Below are 18,957 nucleotides of genomic sequence, written 5' to 3'. Positions count from 1 at the left end.
GTGATTTCAGAAGTCAGAAACGGTTAATTGTCCTGCGTCTTGTGCGGGCCAAGACTGACGGTATTCCTTCTCTGTTTTCGGATGCCGTCGATGAACACCCCGTCACCCCTGAAGCTTACGCTAGTCATCGCCAGCGTCATCCTCTGTTGGGCCTATTCGCCGATTGGCGTGCACATGGGGCTGCACAGCTACAGCCCTGGCCAGTTGGCGTTGCTGCGGTTCTTGATTGCCTCGATGTTCATGGCGTGTGTGGCACTGGTGATGGGCATTGGCAGGCCGCGCCTGCGGGATCTGCCGTGGCTGCTGGTGTTGAGTTTTTTCGGGGTGTTCCTGCATCACACCAGCCTCAATTACGGACAGCAATTCGTGACGGCAGCGGCGTCCAGCGTGCTGGCGCAATCGGCGCCACTGTTCAGTGTGTTAATCGCGTTCTTCTGCTTGAAGGAGCGGATCAGCGTCTGGCGTTGGAGCTGTGTGTTGCTCGGCCTGCTGGGTGTGCTGGTGGTGATCTGGGGCGATCACGGCCTGGGCGATATCGATCCGCGCGGTTTGTTGATCCTGTTGGCGGCGGTGTCGTGGAGCCTGTACTTCGCCATCCAGAAACACTATGCCCATCGCTATAGCCCGTTGACCATGGCGTGTTACATGGTGTGGGCGGGCACCTTGATGCTCTGCGTGAATCTACCGGGCCTGCCCGCTGCCATGATGCAGGCGCCATTGCCGGAAAACCTCGCGGTGCTGGTGCTGGGGATCTTCCCCAGTGCCCTGGCGTACCTGGCCTGGGGTTATGTGTTGAAACATGTCGAGGTCAGCCGTGCCTCGGTGGCGATGTACCTGATCCCGCCCGTGGCCATGACGATGGCGGCGACGCTGCTGGGCGAGCACATCGCCCTGCAAGTGGTGCTGGGCGGTTTGATCGTGTTGGCCAGCGTGGCCGCCATCAGCCTGGAAGGGCGCTGGCGGTCACTCGCTCAGGCAAAACGCGCGCAGGCGGTGGCCGTCGAGGTCCTCGGCGACGAAGGTGTAGCCGAAATCTAGGGTGGTCGGTGACTGGATAATCGTTGCGCCGCGCTCTACCCACAGGTCGTGCAGGGCATCCACGGCGGCCTGGTCGGCCAGGGACAACCCCACTTCGCCGCCACCGCCCGTGAGCTGCGCTGCCGGTTGCACGGTATGGCGTGACCACAGTCCCAGCTTCACGCCATTGTCGAGAATGAACAAGGCGAACGTCGGGTTGAGTTCCACCGGCGGCTTGTCCAGCAGGCGGCTATAGAAGTTGGCGCTGGTGGCCGGGCTGTCGACGTAGAGCAAAAAGTAATGGGCGACGGTGTGCATGCGGGCTCCTTGGCAGCGCGTGTGGTGAGGGAGCCGAGTCTATAAGGCAGTGCTGTCAGTTCCTGTCAGGAGTCTCTCCGGTGTACAGCTGGATGATCTGGTCGATCTCGCCCGACATCTTCATCCGCAACAAGGTACGCAGGATCAACTGCACCGGCACGTTCGGGTCATTGCGTACGGTGCAGCCCAGGTTCTGTTCATCGATCACCGCCACCTTGTGCAGGCGTTTGCCCACCGGCATCCGCTGGTTGAAGCGGTCGAGTATCCATTCATTGACCACTGCGAACTTGAAACGCCCGGCCACCAGTTTGTGCAGCACCTGCTCTTCGCTGCGCGCATCGTCGCGGCTGAGTTGGCCGCCGGCAAACAGCGGGTCGAGGGTGACGTAGCGGTAATTGAGCACGGTGCCGATGGCTTGCGGCGCGAGCTGGTCGATGTGTATGGGGTGCGGGGGAATGTGGGTGCTGACCAACAGGTTGCGCTGCACCATCAGCGGAATGCTCCAGGTGTAGTCGCCGGACTGGTCGTCGACCCAGGCCTGGGTGACATAACAGCGCACATCGATATCACCGTGTTCCATGGCGCTGGAGATGCGCGCCCGTGCCAGTACATGGAATTGCGCAGGGCGGCCGACCTGGGTGGCCAGGCTTAACATCACGTCATACCAAATGCCCTGGGTAGGCCGGCCATCTTCCAGTTGCACCATGGGCATCGCCCAACTGTCGGAAACCGAGAAGCGCAGCGGTGCGGGCGCTGCAAGGCTGGCCGTGGCAATCATCCATAAAACGCCCAGGACTGCGCGCATAAGCTCTCCGGGTTCAGGCCTTTTCGGGGCCAGTCACATGAGCTTAGTCAGATTAGGCAAGCGTGCCGGATGCAATTTCCCCCTTGCTCCGCTAGCATTACCGGCTTCTGTTTCCCAGTTGCGACGGTTTTCGATGAGTTATCAGGTTCTTGCACGTAAATGGCGTCCGCGCTCGTTCCGCGAAATGGTCGGCCAGACCCATGTGCTCAAGGCTCTGATCAATGCCTTGGACAGCCAGCGGCTGCACCACGCCTACCTGTTCACTGGTACGCGGGGGGTGGGCAAAACCACCATTGCGCGCATCATCGCCAAATGCCTGAACTGTGAAACCGGTATTACTTCGACGCCGTGCGGCACCTGTTCGGTGTGCAAGGAAATCGACGAAGGGCGTTTCGTCGACCTGATCGAGATCGACGCCGCGAGCCGCACCAAGGTCGAAGACACCCGCGAGCTGCTCGACAACGTGCAGTATGCGCCGAGCCGTGGCCGCTTCAAGGTCTACCTGATCGACGAAGTGCACATGCTCTCCAGCCATTCCTTCAACGCCCTGTTGAAAACCCTGGAAGAGCCGCCGCCCTACGTCAAATTCATCTTGGCCACCACCGACCCGCAGAAACTTCCTGCAACGATTCTGTCGCGGTGCTTGCAGTTCTCGCTGAAAAACATGACCCCCGAGCGGGTGGTCGAGCATTTGACCCACGTGCTGGGCGTCGAGAACGTACCGTTCGAAGACGACGCGCTGTGGCTGCTCGGCCGCGCTGCCGATGGCTCGATGCGTGATGCCATGAGCCTCACCGACCAGGCCATCGCCTTTGGTGAAGGCAAGGTCATGGCCGCTGATGTGCGCGCCATGCTTGGCACCCTCGACCACGGCCAGGTATTCGACGTGCTGCATGCGCTGATCGAAGGCGACGCCAAGGCGTTGCTCGAAGCTGTGCGTCACCTGTCGGAGCAAGGCCCGGACTGGAACGGCGTGCTCTCGGAAATCCTCAATGTGCTGCACCGCGTTGCTATCGCCCAGGCGCTGCCTGAGGGTGTCGACAACGGCCATGGCGACCGCGACCGTGTGTTGGCCCTGGCCCAGGCGTTGCCGGCCGAAGATGTACAGTTCTACTACCAGATGGGCCTGATTGGCCGCCGCGACCTGCCGCTGGCGCCTGACCCGCGTGGTGGCTTTGAAATGGTGCTGCTGCGGATGCTGGCGTTCCGGCCCGCCGATTCGGCCGATGCGCCGAGACAGCCGCTAAAGCCAGTGGGGATCAGCCAGGCCACAGTTGATTCCGCCAAACCAGTGGCTGGCGCGGCGGTGGTTGCGCCAGTGGTTGCTGCGCCTGCGCCTGCGCCGGTTGCTGCGGCGCCCGAGCCTGAGCCTGTGGTCGCTGCGCCGGTGATCGAGCCCGAATCCGTCGTCGAACCTGAACCGGTTGTAGACCTGCCTTGGAATGACCCGGTAGACGCCGAAGTCGAAGCCGAGCAAGCGCCCGCCGTGGAGCCCGTGCTGGAAACCATCGGCGAGCAGCCCGAGCTGACCCCGATGCCCACGCCGACCCCGGACAGTGTGGTGCCGGACGCGCCCGAATGGGTGTCGGCGCCGGTTCCCGAGCCGACCGTGGCCCAAGTGGAAGCCGCCACGCCGGGCATCGACCTCGACGACGAACCGCCGCTGGACGAAGACTACATCGAGCCGGACATGGATTCGGCCTACAGCTACTTGGACGATCTGGCCAGCGAACACACCGCCGAGCCGGCCCCCGAGCCTGAGGCGGAACCCGCTGCCGCGCCGGCCACCGGCCTGGCCCTGCAATGGCTGGAATTGTTTCCGAAGCTGCCGATTTCCGGCATGACCGGTAGCATCGCCGCGAACTGCACGCTGATTTCCATCGATGGCGATCACTGGCTGCTGCACCTGGACCCGGCCCACAGCGCCCTGTTCAACGCGACCCAGCAACGCCGCCTGAATGACGCACTGAACCAGTACCATGAGCGCACGCTGACCATTACCATCGAGCTGATCAAGCCGGAGCAGGAAACCCCGGCCCAGGCCGCGACCCGCCGGCGTATCAACCGTCAGCGTGAGGCCGAGGACTCGATCCACGGTGATCCGCTCATCCAGCAAATGATGCAACAGTTCGGTGCGGTCGTCCGTCACGATACTATTGAACCTGTCGAAGCCCCGGTGCCCCAGGCGTCCTGACACCGGGCTACTAACTTGATCCACGTACTTTGAGGTGATTCCCATGATGAAAGGTGGCATGGCCGGCCTGATGAAGCAGGCGCAGCAGATGCAGGAAAAAATGGCCAAGATGCAGGAAGAACTGGCCAACGCCGAAGTCACCGGTAAAGCCGGTGGCGATATGGTCAGCGTGGTGATGACCGGTCGTCACGACATCAAGCGCGTGAGCATCGACCCAAGCGTATTGCCAGGCGTCGGTGAAGATGACTTGGAAATGCTCGAAGCCTTGTTCGCTGCCGCCGTCAACGACGCCGTGCGCAAGATCGAAGCCAACAGCCAGGAAAAAATGGGCGGTGTGACCGCTGGCATGCAATTGCCACCGGGCATGAAGCTGCCGTTCTGATCCGGTAGCTTTAGCTAGACTCCAATGCCAGGCCTTGTGCCTGGCATTTTTGTTTGTGCCGAATCTGATCGAACCCTGGCACGGCACGCATGGTCTGCACCCTATACCGATGGATTCGATAAAGGAGCCCTTTCATGCCTCAAGAACCAACCCTGAACCAGCGCATTGTCCTGGTCTCACGCCCCCAAGGCGCACCGACCCCGGAAAATTTCCGCCTGGAGCGCGTGAATCTACCGGAGTTGGCAGACGGCCAAGTCCTGCTGAAGACGTTGTACCTGTCTTTGGACCCTTACATGCGTGGACGTATGAGCGACGCACCGTCCTACGCCGCTCCGGTGGAAATCGATGAAGTGATGACCGGTGGCGCTGTCAGCCGTATCGAGCAATCGCGCAATCCGAAATTCGAAGTGGGTGACCTGGTAGTCGGTTCCACCGGCTGGCAGAGCCATAGCATCTCCGATGGCCGGAACCTGATGCCGGTGCCCAAGGGCCTGGCCAGCCCGTCCATGGCCCTGGGTGTGCTTGGCATGCCGGGCATGACCGCCTACATGGGCCTGATGGATATTGGCCAGCCCAAAACCGGGGAAACGCTGGTCGTCGCCGCAGCGTCCGGCGCAGTGGGCTCGGTGGTAGGGCAGGTGGCCAAGCTCAAGGGCTTGCGCGTGGTCGGGATCGCAGGGGGCGCGGACAAGTGCCGCTACGTGGTGGAGGAGTTGGGCTTCGATGCCTGCGTCGACCACAAAAGTGCACACTTCGCCGACGAATTGGCCCACGCCTGCTTCAAGGGCGTCGACATCTATTTCGAGAACGTCGGCGGCAAGGTATTCGACGCCGTGGTGCCCTTGCTTAATCCCAAGGCCCGGATTCCGCTGTGCGGGTTGATCGCCGGCTACAACGCCCATGAAGCACCCAGCGGCCCCGACCGGTTGCCGGCGCTGCAGCGCACGCTGCTGACCAAGCGCGTGCGGATCCAGGGCTTTATCGTGTTCGATGACTACGGTGATCGCCAGCCCGAATTCCAAAGCGCCATGGCGCCGTGGGTGCGCGACGGCAAGATCAAGTTCCGCGAGGATGTGGTCGAGGGCCTGGAGCGGGCGCCCGAGGCCTTTATCGGTCTGTTGGAAGGGCGCAACTTCGGCAAGTTGGTCGTGCGCATTTGACGCTTATCCGGGGCGCGGGTATAAACCGCGTCTCGTTGTTTTGTCGGACCCTTCGCCCATGAGCTTCAGCCCCCTGATTCGCCAACTGATCGACGCCCTGCGCATTTTGCCGGGTGTCGGCCAGAAAACCGCCCAGCGTATGGCGCTGCAACTGCTGGAGCGTGATCGCAGCGGCGGCGCCCGGTTGGCCCAGGCCTTGAGCCAGGCCATGACCGGTGTCGGTCACTGTCGCCAGTGTCGCACCCTCACTGAAGAAGAACTCTGCCCGCAATGCGCCGACCCACGCCGCGACGACACGCTGCTGTGCGTGGTAGAAGGGCCGATGGATGTGTACGCGGTGGAGCAGACCGGCTATCGCGGCCGTTACTTCGTACTCAAGGGCCACCTGTCGCCGCTGGACGGTCTGGGCCCGGAAGCCATCGGCATTCCGCAACTGGTGGCGCGCATTGAAGAACAGGGCACTTTCACTGAAGTGATCCTCGCCACCAACCCGACGGTGGAAGGTGAGGCGACCGCGCACTACATTGCGCAATTGCTGACCAACAAAGGCTTGATCACCTCGCGTATTGCCCATGGCGTACCGTTGGGTGGCGAGCTGGAGTTGGTGGACGGTGGAACGTTGGCGCATTCCTTCGCTGGCCGCAAACCCATCGCCCTCTAACGATGATCCTGTAGGAGCCGGCTTGCCGGCGATGCGGGCGACGCATTTTTCCGCATAGGCCGTGGTGATGCTATCGCCGGCAAGCCGGCTCCTACACAGCGCCAGGCTTGAAAGCCAAGCAAGCGCTTGGTAAGTTCGCTCCACCTCACCGTGGAGCTTGCCGATGTCTGCCTATCAGGACTACTTCGACCCCAGCCACCAATTGGTCCGCGACAGCGTGCGCCGTTTCGTCGAGCGCGAGATGTTGCCGGGCATCGAACAGTGGGAGGAGGCGGAAAGCTTTCCCCGCGAGCTGTACCTCAAGGCCGGCGCGGCGGGGATTCTTGGCATCGGCTACCCCGAAGCTCTCGGTGGCAGTCATGAAGGTGATCTGTTCGCCAAGGTGGCTGCCAGCGAAGAATTGATGCGTTGCGGCTCTGGCGGCGTCGTCGCAGGGTTGGGTTCATTGGATATTGGCTTGCCGCCTATCGTCAAATGGGCCCGGCCCGAGGTGCGCGAGCGCGTGGCGCCGCAGATCCTGTCTGGTGAAAAGATCATCGCCCTGGCGGTCACCGAGCCGGGCGGCGGTTCGGATGTGGCCAGCCTGCAAACCCGTGCCGTTCGCGAGGGCGACCATTACCGCGTCAGCGGCAGCAAGACCTTCATCACCAGCGGCAGCCGCGCCGACTTCTACACCGTGGCCGTGCGCACGGGTGGACCGGGATTTGCCGGCATCAGCCTGCTGCTGATCGAAAAAGACACCCCCGGTTTTACCGTTGGCCAGCCTCTGAAGAAAATGGGCTGGTGGGCGTCGGACACCGCTGAATTGTTCTTCGACGATTGCCGCGTGCCCGTCGGCAACCTGATCGGCGCTGAAAACATGGGCTTTGCCTGCATCATGGGCAACTTCCAGAGCGAGCGCCTGGCCCTGGCGCTCATGGCCAACATGACCGCGCAGTTGGCCCTAGAGGAAAGCCTCAAATGGGCCGCCGAGCGCGAAGCCTTCGGCAAACCCATTGGCAAATTCCAGGTGATCAAGCATCGCCTGGCGGAAATGGCCACCGCCGTGGAAGTCTCCCGCGAATTCACCTACCGGCAGGCGGCAAAGATGGCCGCCGGTATCAGCGTGATCAAGGAAATTTCCATGGCCAAGAACCTTGCCACCGACACCGCCGACCGCGTCACCTACGACGCGGTACAGATCCTCGGGGGCCAGGGTTACATGCGCGGTAGCCTGGTGGAGCGGCTATACCGCGACAACCGCATCCTGTCCATCGGTGGCGGTACCCGCGAAGTGATGAATGAAATCATCAGCAAGCAGATGGGGCTTTGATCACTGTTCGGTCAGCGCAAATTGCGTCAAACAAAACGTCGGAATCCCCATGTCTTCCAGACGCTGCGACCCACCCAGTTCCGGCAGATCAATAATCGCCGCCGCTTCAAAGATCTTCGCGCCCATGCGCCGCACCAGGTTCGCCGCCGCGATCAGGGTGCCGCCAGTGGCTATCAGGTCATCGAACATCAATACCGAATCGCCCTCGCACAGGCTGTCGGCATGCACTTCGAGGAACGCTTCGCCGTACTCGGTCTGGTAACCCTCGGCCAGCACGTCAGCCGGCAGCTTGCCTTGCTTGCGGAACAGGATCAGCGGCTTGTTCAGTTGGTAGGCGATGATCGAACCGATCAGGAAACCCCGCGCATCCATCGCGCCGATATGCGTGAACTCGGCCTCGACATACCGATGGGCAAAGCTGTCCGCCACCAGGCGCAGGGCGCGGGGCGATTGGAACAATGGCGTGATGTCACGGAAGATCACCCCAGGCTTGGGGAAGTCGATGACGGGGCGGATCAGGGATTTGATGTCGAACGAATCGAAGGTCATCGTCGAAGAGTCCTGGGGCTGGAAACGGACTCGAAGTATACCTGCGGCCTTGCCGGATGGCGCGGCCGCAAGTGTCTGCATCAACCTTCTAGCGAGCCACCGGCCAGCGCACACAACTGGATCGGGTCGAGGATATGCACTTCTTTACCTTCGGCGGCGATCAGTTCGTTTTGCTGGAAGCGGGTAAACACACGGGACACGGTTTCCACCGCGAGGCCCAGGTAGTTGCCGATTTCATTGCGCGACATGCTCAGGCGGAACTGGTTGGCCGAGAAACCACGGGCACGGAACCGCGCCGACAGGTTGACCAGGAAGGTCGCGATGCGCTCGTCGGCGGTTTTCTTCGACAGCAGCAGCATCATTTGCTGGTCGTCACGGATCTCGCGGCTCATCACACGCATCAACTGACGGCGCAGTTGTGGCAACTGCAGGGCCAGTTCGTCCAGGCGTTCGAAGGGGATTTCGCAAACGGATGTAGTCTCCAGCGCCTGGGCCGACACTGGATGAATCTCGGTGTCCATGCCCGACAAGCCCACCAGTTCGCTGGGCAGGTGGAAACCGGTGATCTGCTCTTCGCCACTGTCGCTCAGGCTGAACGTCTTCAACGCACCCGAACGTACTGCATAAACGGAATCGAACTTGTCGCCCTGGCGAAACAGGAACTCGCCTTTTTTCAGCGGGCGGCCACGTTTAACGATGTCGTCCAGCGCATCCATGTCTTCCAAATTCAACGAAAGTGGCAAGCAGAGGGGCGCCAGGCTGCAATCCTTGCAATGAGCCTGGCTGTGAGCGCGCAGTTTAACTGGCTCGGACATTTCTTAAATCCTTGTGGGAAAACACACATAAGACGTAAGGGTAACGCACTGGGGGGCGGTGAGGCCAGCCTGTACAAAAAACCGGCAGCGGTATAAAGGTTTTTGTATCGGGGCCGATACAGCAGGCATACCTATTGAGTCGGAGCTTGGATCATGTCTGTTATAGCTGCCTACAACCCTGCCATCCGCATTCCGACGGTGCCGGATGCAAAGCCAGCGGCTGAGGCCCAGGAAAAAGCACCTGAGGTTGAAACGACCACTGCACCCAAAGTGGTGGAAGGTGTGACGGTGACTATTTCCGCCGATGCATTCAAGGCCGCCGGTGCAGCCAAGAGCTCCAATGCGGATATCGATGAAAGTGGCCTGGACGACAACGTCAAACAGGTGCTGAAAATGATCCGTCAGTTGAAACAACAGATCGCCGAAAAACAGGCCGAGCTGGCGGCTGTTGCAGCGGCCACTAATCTTTCCCCTGAAGAGGCCCGCGCAAAGGCCAGCGCTTTGCAGAGCGAGATCAGTTCTCTGCAGGCGGGCCTGATGTCGGCCCAGACTTCACTCGCTAAGTCGATGAAAGGGATGAGTGCCGAGGATTCGATGAAGACTGCCTCGCTGTCGATGTAATCAAATCACCCGGGAAAATCGCTGCCTGTTCTGGTGCTCCAGATAGGCATCGAACACCATGCACACCGAACGCACCAGCAGTCGCCCGGCTGGCAACACGCGAATGCCTTGGGCGTCGAGTTCGATCAGGCCATCCTCGGCCATCGCCGTCAGTTGCGGCCAGATGTCGTCGAAATACCCGCGAAAGTCGATGTTGAAGGCCTGCTCGATCGTCTCGAATGCCAGGCTGAAATTGCAGATCAACTGCTGGATTACTTCCCGCCGCAACCGATCGTCCGTGGTGCAGACCAGGCCGCGACTGGTAGCCAGTTGCGCGCCGGCCAGGGTGTTCTGATAGCCGTTGAGGTCGCTGCTGTTCTGGCAGTACAGGTCACCGATCTGGCTGATCGCCGACACCCCGAGCCCGATCAAGTCGCAGTGGCCGTGGGTGGTGTAGCCCTGGAAGTTGCGTTGCAGGGTGCCTTCTTCCTGGGCAATGGCCAACTCGTCGTCGGGCAGGGCGAAATGGTCCATGCCGATGTAGCGGTAGCCGGCCTGGGTCAGTTGCTCGATGGTGGTTTGCAGCATCAAGAGCTTTGACGCAGGGGAGGGCAGTTCGTCGGTGCTGATACGCCGCTGGGGCATGAAACGCTCCGGCAGATGCGCGTAATTGAACACCGACAGACGGTCGGGTTGCAGCCTGATGACTTCTTCCACGGTGCGCGCAAAATTGATCGGTGTTTGCTTGGGCAAGCCGTAGATCAGGTCGATATTGATCGAGCGAAATTGCAGGGTGCGCGCCGCATCGATGACCGCACGGGTTTCCTCCAGGCTCTGCAGGCGATTCACTGCCCGTTGTACCTCGGGGTCAAGGTCTTGCAGGCCGATGCTCACGCGGTTGAAGCCAAGTTCACGCAGCAGGCCCATGGTCGCCCAGTCCGCTTCACGGGGGTCGATCTCGATGCCGTAGTCGCCGGAATCGTCATCCAGCAAATTGAAGTGCTGGCGCAGGCAGCCCATGACCTGGCGCAGTTCATCGTGGCTAAGAAAGGTCGGGGTGCCGCCGCCGAAGTGCAGTTGCTCAACCCGCTGTTTCGGATCGAGGTGGCAGGCCACCAGTTGGATCTCTTGCTCCAGGCGTTGCAGGTAGGCCTGGGCGCGGCCACGGTCCTTGGTGATGACCTTGTTGCAAGCGCAGTAGTAGCAGATGTTCGCGCAGAACGGCACATGCACATACAGCGACAACGGTCGCACGGCTTTGCGGCTGTCGCGCAGGGCGTGGAGCAGGTCGAAAGTGCCGACCTGGCTGTCGAATTGTACGGCGGTGGGGTAGGACGTGTAACGCGGTCCCGCCAGGTCGTAGCGGTGAATCAGATTGGTGTCCCAACGAATGGCGTCGAGCATGCGGGCGTTCCCCCGGATAGGCTAGTGGGCCGAGTCTAGGGGCGTGGCGGGGATGGCATCTTGATTTGCATCAACGGGGAGCGGCGCTATGCCACATGGCGCTTTAATGGCCCATCAACCAGTGCTGGTGCGGGCCGGGCAACGTCCAGATACCGAAGAGTATGACCAGCAGGCCACCGGCCATCCGCACGCTGCGTTTGCGCAATAATGCAGTGACCCGTTCGGCGGCCAGGCCGGTAGCCAACAGCACCGGCCAGGTCCCCAGCCCGAACGCCAGCATCAGCAACCCGCTGTCCAGTGCATTGCCCTGGCTCGCTGCCCATAGCAGCGTGCTGTAGACCAATCCGCACGGCAACCAGCCCCACAGCGCGCCCAGTAGCAAGGCGCGCGGTACGCTGGACACCGGCAGCAAACGGTTGGCGACTGGCTGGATGTAGCGCCACAGGCCGCGTCCGAGGCTTTCGATACGGGTGAGGCCGCTCCACCAGCCGGCCAGGTACAGGCCCATGCTGATCAACAACAACCCGGCCAGTACGCGCATGAACATCGCCGCCGGGCTGTTCGCCACTGCCCAACCGGCCAGGCCGATCAACACCCCGGCAGCGGTATAGCTGAAGATGCGCCCCAGGTTGTAGGCCAGCAGCAGTTTAAACCGGCGACCACGCTGCTCCCTGGGGATGGCCAGGGTCAGCGCGCCCATCAGGCCACCGCACATGCCCAGGCAATGGCCGCCGCCGAGCAGGCCGAGGATCAGCGCGGAGACCAGCAGTGGCGCCAGTTCAAGCATGGGGCGGGTCTTTCGGCGGTTGTTCGGAGTGGTTGGCCTCTTCGATGCCGGCCAGGTGGTTCGGGTCCTGGTCGTCGAACAGCACGCTATGGGCCGGGCCGTCGAGGTCGTCGTACTGACCGCTGTCCACCGCCCAGAAGAAGATGTAGATGGCCACGCCCACTAACAGCAGCGCCGCCGGAATCATCACGTATAAAGCTGGCATCTGCACTCCATGGTCGTGCGGCTCACACCGGCAGCGGGCGGGTTACTGAGGGGGCTCGGGCCGCTGGCGCGCTCGGCAGGCGAGTCAGGCGCAGGGCATTGAGCACCACGGTCAACGAACTGAGGGACATGCCCACTGCGGCCCAGATCGGGGTGATCCAACCCAGGGCGGCGAACGGCAGCATAAGGCCATTGTACAGCCCGGCCCACAGCAGGTTCTCAATGATCACTCGGCGGGTGCGCCGCGCCAGGGTAAAGGCTTGTACGAGGGCGTCCAGGCGGTTGGACAGCAAGACCGCGTCGGCGCTGGTCTTGGCCAGGTCGGTGGCCGTGCCCATGGCCACGCTGATATCGGCGGCGGCGAGGACGGGCACATCGTTGACCCCGTCGCCGAGCATCAGCACCTTGCGGCCTTCCTTGTGCAGTTGTTGCAGTACGTGCAGCTTGTCATCGGGGCGCAAGCCGCCGTGGGCTTCGTCGATCCCCAGTTCGGCGGCGACGCTGGCGACCATCGGCGAACTGTCGCCGGACAGCAACAGCGTGCGCCAGCCACGTGCCTTGCACGCGGCGAGCAAGGCCGGCGCGTCACTGCGCAGACGGTCATCGAGGACGAACCAGGCCAGGGCGCCTTCACGGTCGCCGAGCAGCAGCCATTGGCCCGAAACCTCAGGCGCGGCTGGGATCGGGCAACCACTGAGTTCACAGACAAAACCCGGTTGGCCAATGCGCAATACGCGCTCGCCGACACGCCCTTCAAGGCCCAGCCCTGGCGAACTGATGACTTCATCGGCGGCCAGTGGCGCACGGCCAAAGGCGCAGGCAATCGGGTGTTCGGAGCGGTTTTCCAGGGCAGCGGCGAGGCTCAGGCACAGGTCGGTGCTCAAGCTGCCCAGGGGGCGGATAGCCCTCAGCGCCAGGCGCCCTTCGGTGAGGGTGCCGGTCTTGTCGAAAATCACCGTGTCGATCTGATTCAAGCCTTCCAGCACATGCCCGCGGGTCAACAGCAGGCCGAGTTTGTGCAAGGTGCCGGTGGCGGCGGTGAGGGCGGTGGGGGTGGCGAGGGACAGCGCGCAGGGGCAGGTCGCCACCAGCATCGCCAGCACAATCCAGAACGCCCGCGACGAATCCAGTTCCCACCACAGCAGGCCGATCAACACTGCGGCGATCAACGAGCACAACAGGAACCACTGCGCGGCACGGTCGGCGATCTGCGCCAGGCGCGGTTTCTCGGCCTGGGCCCGCTCCAGCAGGCGAACGATGGCGGACAAGCGTGTGTCGTGGCCCAAGGCGCGCACTTCGACGGTCAGCGCGCCTTCGACATTGAGGGTGCCTGCGGTGACCGCGTCGCCGGTCTGGCGGGGCTGCGGCAGGTACTCGCCGGTGAGCAGGGATTCATCGACGCTCGATTGCCCATCAAGGATCACGCCATCGGCTGGCAGCACAGCGCCTGGATGCACCAGGACTCGATCGCCCAGTGCCAGTTCCGGGAGCAGGATGCGTTCACTCTGGCCATCGGCCTTGAGCCGCAGGCACGAGGCGGGCAACAGGTTCACCAGCTGTGCGGTGGCGGCGGCCGTGCGCTCGCGGGCGCGGCGCTCAAGGTAGCGACCGGCCAACAGGAACAGCGCAAACATGCCCACCGCATCGAAATACAGCTCGCCCACGCCGGTGATCGCGGTCCAGATCCCCGCCAGATAGGCGCCACCGATAGCCAATGACACCGAAACGTCCATGGTCAGGTGACGCGTGCGTACGTCGCGCATAGCGCCCTTGAAAAACGGTGCGCAGCTGTAGAACACGATGGGCGTTGTCAGAAACATTGCCACCCAGCGCAGGATCACGTGCAGCTCCGGGCTCAGATCGATATTGAATTCCGGCCAGGTGGCCATGGTTGCCATCATCGCCTGGAACCACAGCAGGCCGGCCACGCCCAGTTGGCGCAGGGCCAGACGGTTTTCGCTGGCCAGTTGCTCGGCGGCGCGGTCCGGCTGATAGGGGTGGGCGGCGTAGCCGATGTGGCGCAACTCGCTGAGCAGTTGGCTTAGCGGCAGTTGGCCGTCTGCCCAACGCACCTGCAGTCGATGGTTGGACAGGTTCAGCCGCGCCTCGGCCACGGCGGGCAGGCTGCGCAGGTGTTTTTCGATCAGCCAGCCGCAGGCCGCGCAGCTGATGCCTTCCATCAACAGGGTGGCTTCGGCGAGTTCGCCTTCGTGGCGCACAAAGGGTTTCTGCACATCGGCGCGGTCGTACAGCGCCAGCTCATCCACCAACTGCACCGGCAATGCCTCTGGGTTGGCCGAGGCTTCGCTACGGTGCTGGTAATAGCTTTCCAGGCCGCCGGCCACAATGGCTTCGGTCACCGCCTGGCAGCCTGGGCAACAAAGCTCGCGGCGTTCGCCGAGGATCACTGCGGTGAAGCGGCTGCCCGGCGGAACAGGCAGGGCGCAGTGGTAGCAGGGGATTGGGCTGGTCATGGGTATGAATCTTAGTCGGCTGGGAAGGCCTCATCGCCGGCAAGCCGGCTCCTACAGGTCTAACGCAGTCCCTTGTAAGAGCCGGCTTGCCGGCGATGCGCGAAGCGCAGGTGTTTATTTTTTCAGGTCTTCGGCACCCTGCAACGGTTCATCGCCCAGCAGCAAGTCCTTGTCGTGGCTGACCTGTTCTTCTTCGAACATGCGCCAGGTACGGTCGCCTTCCACACCCAACAACTCGACGAAGCGACGGCCTTCGACCTTGTCGGTGACCTGGCCGATGTAGCGACCGGGTTCGCTGTCGCTGCGGGCCAGGTTGATCTTGCGATCCTTCTCCGGCTGCGTCGGGGAAATCAGGTTCAATTCCAGGGTGGTCGGGTTGCTGTTGCCGGTGAGGTTCACTTCGACTTCACCGGTCAGTTCATCCAGGTGCACCTTGGCGCGCAGTTGCAGGGTCTGGGCCAGCAGTTCGCGGTCCAGGGAGCGGTTGATGCCTTTGCCGGCCTCGTAGTAGTTGTCGTTGACCAAGTTATCCGGGTTGTTCACCGCGATGGTCACCATGGACAGGGTCAACGTCACCGAGCAGGCCAGGATCCCAATGATGATCCAGGGCCAGAGGTGCTTGTACCAGGGGCTTGCGGCAGTGGCTACGGACATTGTTCTGCTCTCTTCTAACGAACTTGGGGGCCGATGAATCGGCTCTTGGCTTCAATATGGACGCTGGCGTCATCGGCATCGGTGAGGATGAATTTCACCTCGTTGGTACTCGACGGCAACTGTTCTGGCGCACTCGAGAGCTCGACCGGCATGCTGACGATATCACCAGCAGCGACCTTGATTTCGCGGCGACCTTGCAGCTTGAGGTCTGGCAATCCGGAGGCATCGAGCACGTAGGTGTGGTCGCGCTGGTCCTTGTTCATGATCTTCAGGCTGTACACGTTTTCGATGCGGCCTTCGGCGTTTTCGCGATACAGCACACGGTCCTTGCTCACGTCGAAACCCACCAGCGAACGCATGAAGAATGCTGCCACCAACAGGCTGATCATCGCCAGCAGCACCAGTGCATAACCAATCAGGCGCGGGCGCAGCTTGTGGGTTTTCTGCCCCGACAGGTTGTGCTCGGTGGTGTAGCTGATCAGGCCGCGTGGGTACTCCATCTTGTCCATGATGTTGTCGCAGGCGTCGATACAGGCGGCGCAGCCGATGCACTCGATCTGCAGGCCGTCGCGGATGTCGATACCGGTCGGGCACACCTGTACGCACATCGTGCAGTCGATGCAGTCCCCCAGGCCCTGGGCCTTGTAATCGATGCCTTTTTTGCGCGGGCCACGCAACTCTCCACGGCGCGGATCGTAGGAGACGATCAGGGTGTCCTTGTCGAACATCACGCTCTGGAAGCGTGCGTACGGGCACATGTAGATACACACCTGTTCGCGCAGCCAGCCGGCGTTGCCGTAGGTGGCGAGGGTGAAGAAACCGACCCAGAAATACGACCAGCCATCGGCCTGGCCCGTGAAGAAGTCGAACACCAGTTCGCGGATCGGCGAGAAGTAGCCGACAAAGGTCATGCCGGTGACAAAACCGATCAGCAGCCAGAGGGTGTGCTTGCTGAACTTGCGTAGGAACTTGTTGGCGCCCATCGGCGCTTTGTCGAGTTTGATGCGCTGGTTGCGGTCGCCTTCGGTGACCTTTTCGCACCACATGAAGATCCACGTCCACACGCTTTGCGGGCAGGTATAACCGCACCACACACGCCCGGCATACACGGTGATAAAGAACAGGCCAAATGCCGCGACGATAAGAATGCCCGAGAGCAGGATGAAGTCCTGGGGCCAGAAGGTCGCGCCGAAAATAAAGAACTTACGCTCCGGCAGGTTCCACCACACGGCCTGGTGGCCACCCCAGTTCAGCCATACCGTGCCGAAGTAGAGCAGGAACAGTCCGGCACCGCCGAGCATGCGCAAATTGCGGAACAGGCCGGTGAAGGCGCGGGTGTAGATTTTCTCTCGCGAGGCGTAGAGGTCGACGGTTTTGGCAGGCGGGGTAACGTCATGTACCGGTATTTGGTTGCTCATCATTGCATCCCACGGCGGTGGAGATTTGCCTCGGCCAGTACGTGCCAACCGGGGTCAAATTAGGGGTGTTGCAGTGGCCTAATGATACGCCCCCGATGGTGTGCAAAGGGTGCGACCTTTGGTCGCGTTGGGGGAAATCAATTGATGGTGTACGTGATCTGGATCAATTGACTTGGTAAGTATGGACGGTTTTGGTGGGTAAGCAGGTCATTCGTCCCATGGATTGATCAGTGGAACGCCGCTGGATTTGAAATCGCTGATGTTGCGCGTTACCACGGTCAGCCCGTGAACCAGAGCGGTAGCGGCGATCAGTGCATCACTTTCATTGGTCCGGTCAGGCACATGCAGATGTGCACAACGCAGGGCGACTGCGGTATCCACCGGCAGAATCCTGGAATCAAAAGCGGGCATTACATGGCGCTTCAGCCACGTTCTTAGCACCTTGCCTTGTGCCGGGTCTCGGCGCTCGATACGCAAGACCCCGGTCTCCAATTCTTTAAGCGTAATCGCAGAGATAAACATGCGTGGAGCGATGACACTTTTTGCCCATGCGACTACTTTTACGTCGGCGTGGGGTTTGCGAAGTTCAGAAATAACGTTGGTGTCGAGTAGATACATCAAGAGAGGTCCACAGGTCGATGAGTGATCACGGCGCGTTCGGTTTCGAAGTCGATATCGGCCGCTTCTGGCATCACTAGCAGATCAACGATGTCGGCATTGAGCCCTGTCAGTTTCTGGTAGTCCTCAATGCTTAGCAGTACATGGGCGGGCTTGCCGCGATCGGTGATAAAAACCGGCCCTTGGCGGGCGGCTTTTTTGGCACCACTTGTGTCTTGGTTGAATTCGCGGCTGGAAATAGTCGTGATGGTCATGGGGTACTCCCCCTTCGTCAGGCTGGATGTAGTTACGTTACTACTTGGCTGTCAAAAACCGCAAGTATTAGGCTACAAGTGGTAGTGGGTTCCTGCTTACATAATCCCGAGAGCCAGAAAGAACAAAGCCCCGCCAGCTTTAGCTGCGCGGGGCTTTGATGTTTCAAGGGCTTACTGCTCTTCAGCCTTCTTATCCCCATGGGACAAGCTGTACACATACGCCGCCAGCAAATGCACCTTGTCATTGCCTTGCAGTTGTTCCTGCGCTGGCATCTGGCCCTGACGGCCCCAACGGATGGTCTGTTGCAGTTGCGCGAAGCTCGAACCGTAGATGAACGCACCTGGGTGGGTCAGGTCAGGCGCACCCATGGCAGGGGTGCCTTTGCCGGCCGGGCCGTGGCAGGCCACGCAGTTGGCGGCGAAGAGTTTCTCGCCGTTGGCCACATCGGCTTTCACGCCTTCGGGCAGCTTGCGGCCGTCAAGGTTGGTGACCACGAACGCGGCCACATCGCTGACGCCTTGTTCCTTGAGGATATCCAGCCAGGCCGGCATCACCGCATGGCGGCCCTTCATGATGGTTTCCTTGATGGTGGCTGGCTCGCCACCCCAGCGCCAGTCGGCGTCGGTCAGGTTGGGGAAGCCATAGGCGCCTTTGGCGTCGGAACCGTGGCACACCGAGCAGTTGGAGGCGAACAGGCGGCCGCCCATCTTCAAGGCTTGCGGGTCCTTGGCCACTTCCTCAATCGGCATCGACGCGAATTTGGCGAAGATCGGGCCGAACTTGGCATCCGACTTGGCCATTTCCTTTTCCCATTCGTGTACGCCTGTCCAGCCGGTCTGGCCGTTGGCGAAGGGGGTTTGTTTGTCGGTGTCGAGGTAGTTGTAGCCCGGCAGCAGGCCTTTCCAGTTACCCAGGCCGGGGTACAGCGCCAGGTAGCCGAGGGCGAAGATGATGGTGCCGACGAACAGCATGAACCACCATTTCGGCAATGGGTTGTCGTACTCCTCGATGCCGTCGAACGAGTGGCCGACGGTCTCGTCGGTTTGCTCGGCGCGCTGGCCCTTGCGGGTCGACAGCAGCAGCCAGGTCAGGGCGAAGATGGTACCCAGACTGAGGACTGTGACGTACAGACTCCAGAACGTAGTCATTCTTTGTTACTCCTAGAAGCTTGCTCGACGTGCTTGATGGCTTCGGGATCATCCGCAAAGGGCAGCAAGGTCGCGTCTTCAAACTCCGACTTGCGCTTGGGGCTGAACACCCACAACGCCAGGCCGATAAAGGCCACCATCACTACAACGGTGCCCAGGCCACGAATCATCCCGATATCCAT

21 protein-coding genes are annotated in these 18,957 nt (G+C 61.5%); 7 read left to right on the top strand and 14 right to left on the bottom strand.

The genetic code is table 11. From position 1 onward, the window contains the following. Positions 1 to 90 precede the first annotated feature (90 nt). Positions 91 to 1,038, top strand: coding sequence for a DMT family transporter (locus tag RB216_RS21490; protein ID WP_028617484.1), 948 nt, complete (start codon positions 91 to 93; stop codon positions 1,036 to 1,038). Here the strand turns inward: RB216_RS21490 and RB216_RS21485 are convergent. Both RB216_RS21485 and RB216_RS21480 read right to left on the bottom strand, forming a co-directional pair. Further along, positions 964 to 1,335, bottom strand: coding sequence for a VOC family protein (locus tag RB216_RS21485; RefSeq protein ID WP_308907851.1), 372 nt, complete (start codon positions 1,333 to 1,335; stop codon positions 964 to 966). The genes RB216_RS21490 and RB216_RS21485 overlap by 75 nt on opposite strands. A gap of 55 nt (positions 1,336 to 1,390) precedes the next feature. After that, positions 1,391 to 2,140, bottom strand: a complete 750-nt coding sequence (locus tag RB216_RS21480) for a substrate-binding periplasmic protein (protein WP_028617482.1) — start codon at positions 2,138 to 2,140, stop codon at positions 1,391 to 1,393. Positions 2,141 to 2,273: 133 nt separating this feature from the next. Between RB216_RS21480 and dnaX the strand changes: the two genes are divergently transcribed. The 5 genes from dnaX (at position 2,274) to RB216_RS21455 (ending at position 7,849) form a co-directional block, all read left to right on the top strand. Then, on the top strand, positions 2,274 to 4,334 hold the full coding sequence (gene dnaX, locus RB216_RS21475; RefSeq protein WP_028617481.1) for a DNA polymerase III subunit gamma/tau: 2,061 nt from the start codon (positions 2,274 to 2,276) through the stop codon (positions 4,332 to 4,334). A gap of 43 nt (positions 4,335 to 4,377) precedes the next feature. After that, the gene (locus RB216_RS21470) at positions 4,378 to 4,716 is read left to right on the top strand and encodes a YbaB/EbfC family nucleoid-associated protein (protein ID WP_003175481.1); all 339 of its coding nucleotides are present in this window, start codon (positions 4,378 to 4,380) and stop codon (positions 4,714 to 4,716) included. A 134-nt stretch (positions 4,717 to 4,850) separates the two neighbouring features. Further along, a complete protein-coding gene (gene curA, locus RB216_RS21465; RefSeq protein ID WP_122815034.1) occupies positions 4,851 to 5,876 on the top strand; it encodes an NADPH-dependent curcumin/dihydrocurcumin reductase in 1,026 nt (341 codons plus the stop codon). A 58-nt stretch (positions 5,877 to 5,934) separates the two neighbouring features. After that, positions 5,935 to 6,537 (top strand): recombination mediator RecR, encoded by a 603-nt coding sequence (gene recR, locus RB216_RS21460; protein WP_028617479.1) that lies wholly within the window; start codon positions 5,935 to 5,937, stop codon positions 6,535 to 6,537. A 163-nt stretch (positions 6,538 to 6,700) separates the two neighbouring features. Further along, positions 6,701 to 7,849, top strand: a complete 1,149-nt coding sequence (locus tag RB216_RS21455; RefSeq protein ID WP_308907850.1) for an acyl-CoA dehydrogenase family protein — start codon at positions 6,701 to 6,703, stop codon at positions 7,847 to 7,849. Here RB216_RS21455 and RB216_RS21450 read toward each other — a convergent pair whose 3' ends face one another. Then, a complete protein-coding gene (locus tag RB216_RS21450; protein ID WP_028617477.1) occupies positions 7,850 to 8,398 on the bottom strand; it encodes an adenine phosphoribosyltransferase in 549 nt (182 codons plus the stop codon). 80 nt (positions 8,399 to 8,478) lie between these two features. Beyond that, positions 8,479 to 9,213 (bottom strand): fumarate/nitrate reduction transcriptional regulator Fnr, encoded by a 735-nt coding sequence (gene fnr, locus RB216_RS21445; RefSeq protein WP_016979302.1) that lies wholly within the window; start codon positions 9,211 to 9,213, stop codon positions 8,479 to 8,481. A 153-nt stretch (positions 9,214 to 9,366) separates the two neighbouring features. On the opposite strand from fnr, the gene RB216_RS21440 reads away from it, so the two are divergent. After that, a complete protein-coding gene (locus tag RB216_RS21440; protein WP_084651060.1) occupies positions 9,367 to 9,834 on the top strand; it encodes a hypothetical protein in 468 nt (155 codons plus the stop codon). Here the strand turns inward: RB216_RS21440 and hemN are convergent, their stop codons facing one another. The 10 genes from hemN to RB216_RS21390 form a co-directional block, all read right to left on the bottom strand. Beyond that, positions 9,835 to 11,217 (bottom strand): oxygen-independent coproporphyrinogen III oxidase, encoded by a 1,383-nt coding sequence (gene hemN, locus RB216_RS21435; protein ID WP_028617475.1) that lies wholly within the window; start codon positions 11,215 to 11,217, stop codon positions 9,835 to 9,837. Positions 11,218 to 11,320: 103 nt separating this feature from the next. Continuing rightward, positions 11,321 to 12,004 (bottom strand): sulfite exporter TauE/SafE family protein, encoded by a 684-nt coding sequence (locus RB216_RS21430; protein WP_068934580.1) that lies wholly within the window; start codon positions 12,002 to 12,004, stop codon positions 11,321 to 11,323. Further along, entirely contained in the window at positions 11,997 to 12,209 is a 213-nt protein-coding gene (gene ccoS, locus RB216_RS21425) for a cbb3-type cytochrome oxidase assembly protein CcoS (RefSeq protein WP_028617473.1), read from the bottom strand. Before ccoS ends, RB216_RS21430 begins: the two co-directional genes overlap by 8 nt. A gap of 22 nt (positions 12,210 to 12,231) precedes the next feature. Beyond that, entirely contained in the window at positions 12,232 to 14,682 is a 2,451-nt protein-coding gene (locus tag RB216_RS21420) for a heavy metal translocating P-type ATPase (RefSeq protein WP_308907849.1), read from the bottom strand. 114 nt (positions 14,683 to 14,796) lie between these two features. Beyond that, positions 14,797 to 15,336, bottom strand: a complete 540-nt coding sequence (locus RB216_RS21415; protein ID WP_015885303.1) for a FixH family protein — start codon at positions 15,334 to 15,336, stop codon at positions 14,797 to 14,799. Between the two features lie 14 nt (positions 15,337 to 15,350). Continuing rightward, complete coding sequence (ccoG, locus tag RB216_RS21410; protein ID WP_122687281.1) at positions 15,351 to 16,754, bottom strand: cytochrome c oxidase accessory protein CcoG; 1,404 nt, start codon at positions 16,752 to 16,754, stop codon at positions 15,351 to 15,353. 207 nt (positions 16,755 to 16,961) lie between these two features. Further along, positions 16,962 to 17,372: a type II toxin-antitoxin system VapC family toxin gene (locus RB216_RS21405; RefSeq protein WP_028617470.1), complete on the bottom strand. Its 411-nt coding sequence runs from the start codon at positions 17,370 to 17,372 to the stop codon at positions 16,962 to 16,964. Continuing rightward, positions 17,372 to 17,626, bottom strand: a complete 255-nt coding sequence (locus RB216_RS21400) for a type II toxin-antitoxin system Phd/YefM family antitoxin (protein ID WP_010208555.1) — start codon at positions 17,624 to 17,626, stop codon at positions 17,372 to 17,374. The genes RB216_RS21405 and RB216_RS21400 overlap by 1 nt, the downstream gene beginning before the upstream one ends. Before the next feature lie 171 nt (positions 17,627 to 17,797). Then, positions 17,798 to 18,775, bottom strand: a complete 978-nt coding sequence (gene ccoP / locus RB216_RS21395) for a cytochrome-c oxidase, cbb3-type subunit III (protein ID WP_028617469.1) — start codon at positions 18,773 to 18,775, stop codon at positions 17,798 to 17,800. Further along, positions 18,772 to 18,957, bottom strand: coding sequence for a CcoQ/FixQ family Cbb3-type cytochrome c oxidase assembly chaperone (locus RB216_RS21390; protein WP_003175465.1), 186 nt, complete (start codon positions 18,955 to 18,957; stop codon positions 18,772 to 18,774). Before RB216_RS21390 ends, ccoP begins: the two co-directional genes overlap by 4 nt.

This window comes from Pseudomonas canadensis (assembly GCF_030980095.1).
GTDB lineage: Bacteria > Pseudomonadota > Gammaproteobacteria > Pseudomonadales > Pseudomonadaceae > Aquipseudomonas > Aquipseudomonas canadensis.
This window is presented reverse-complemented; position numbering and strand designations above follow the sequence as displayed.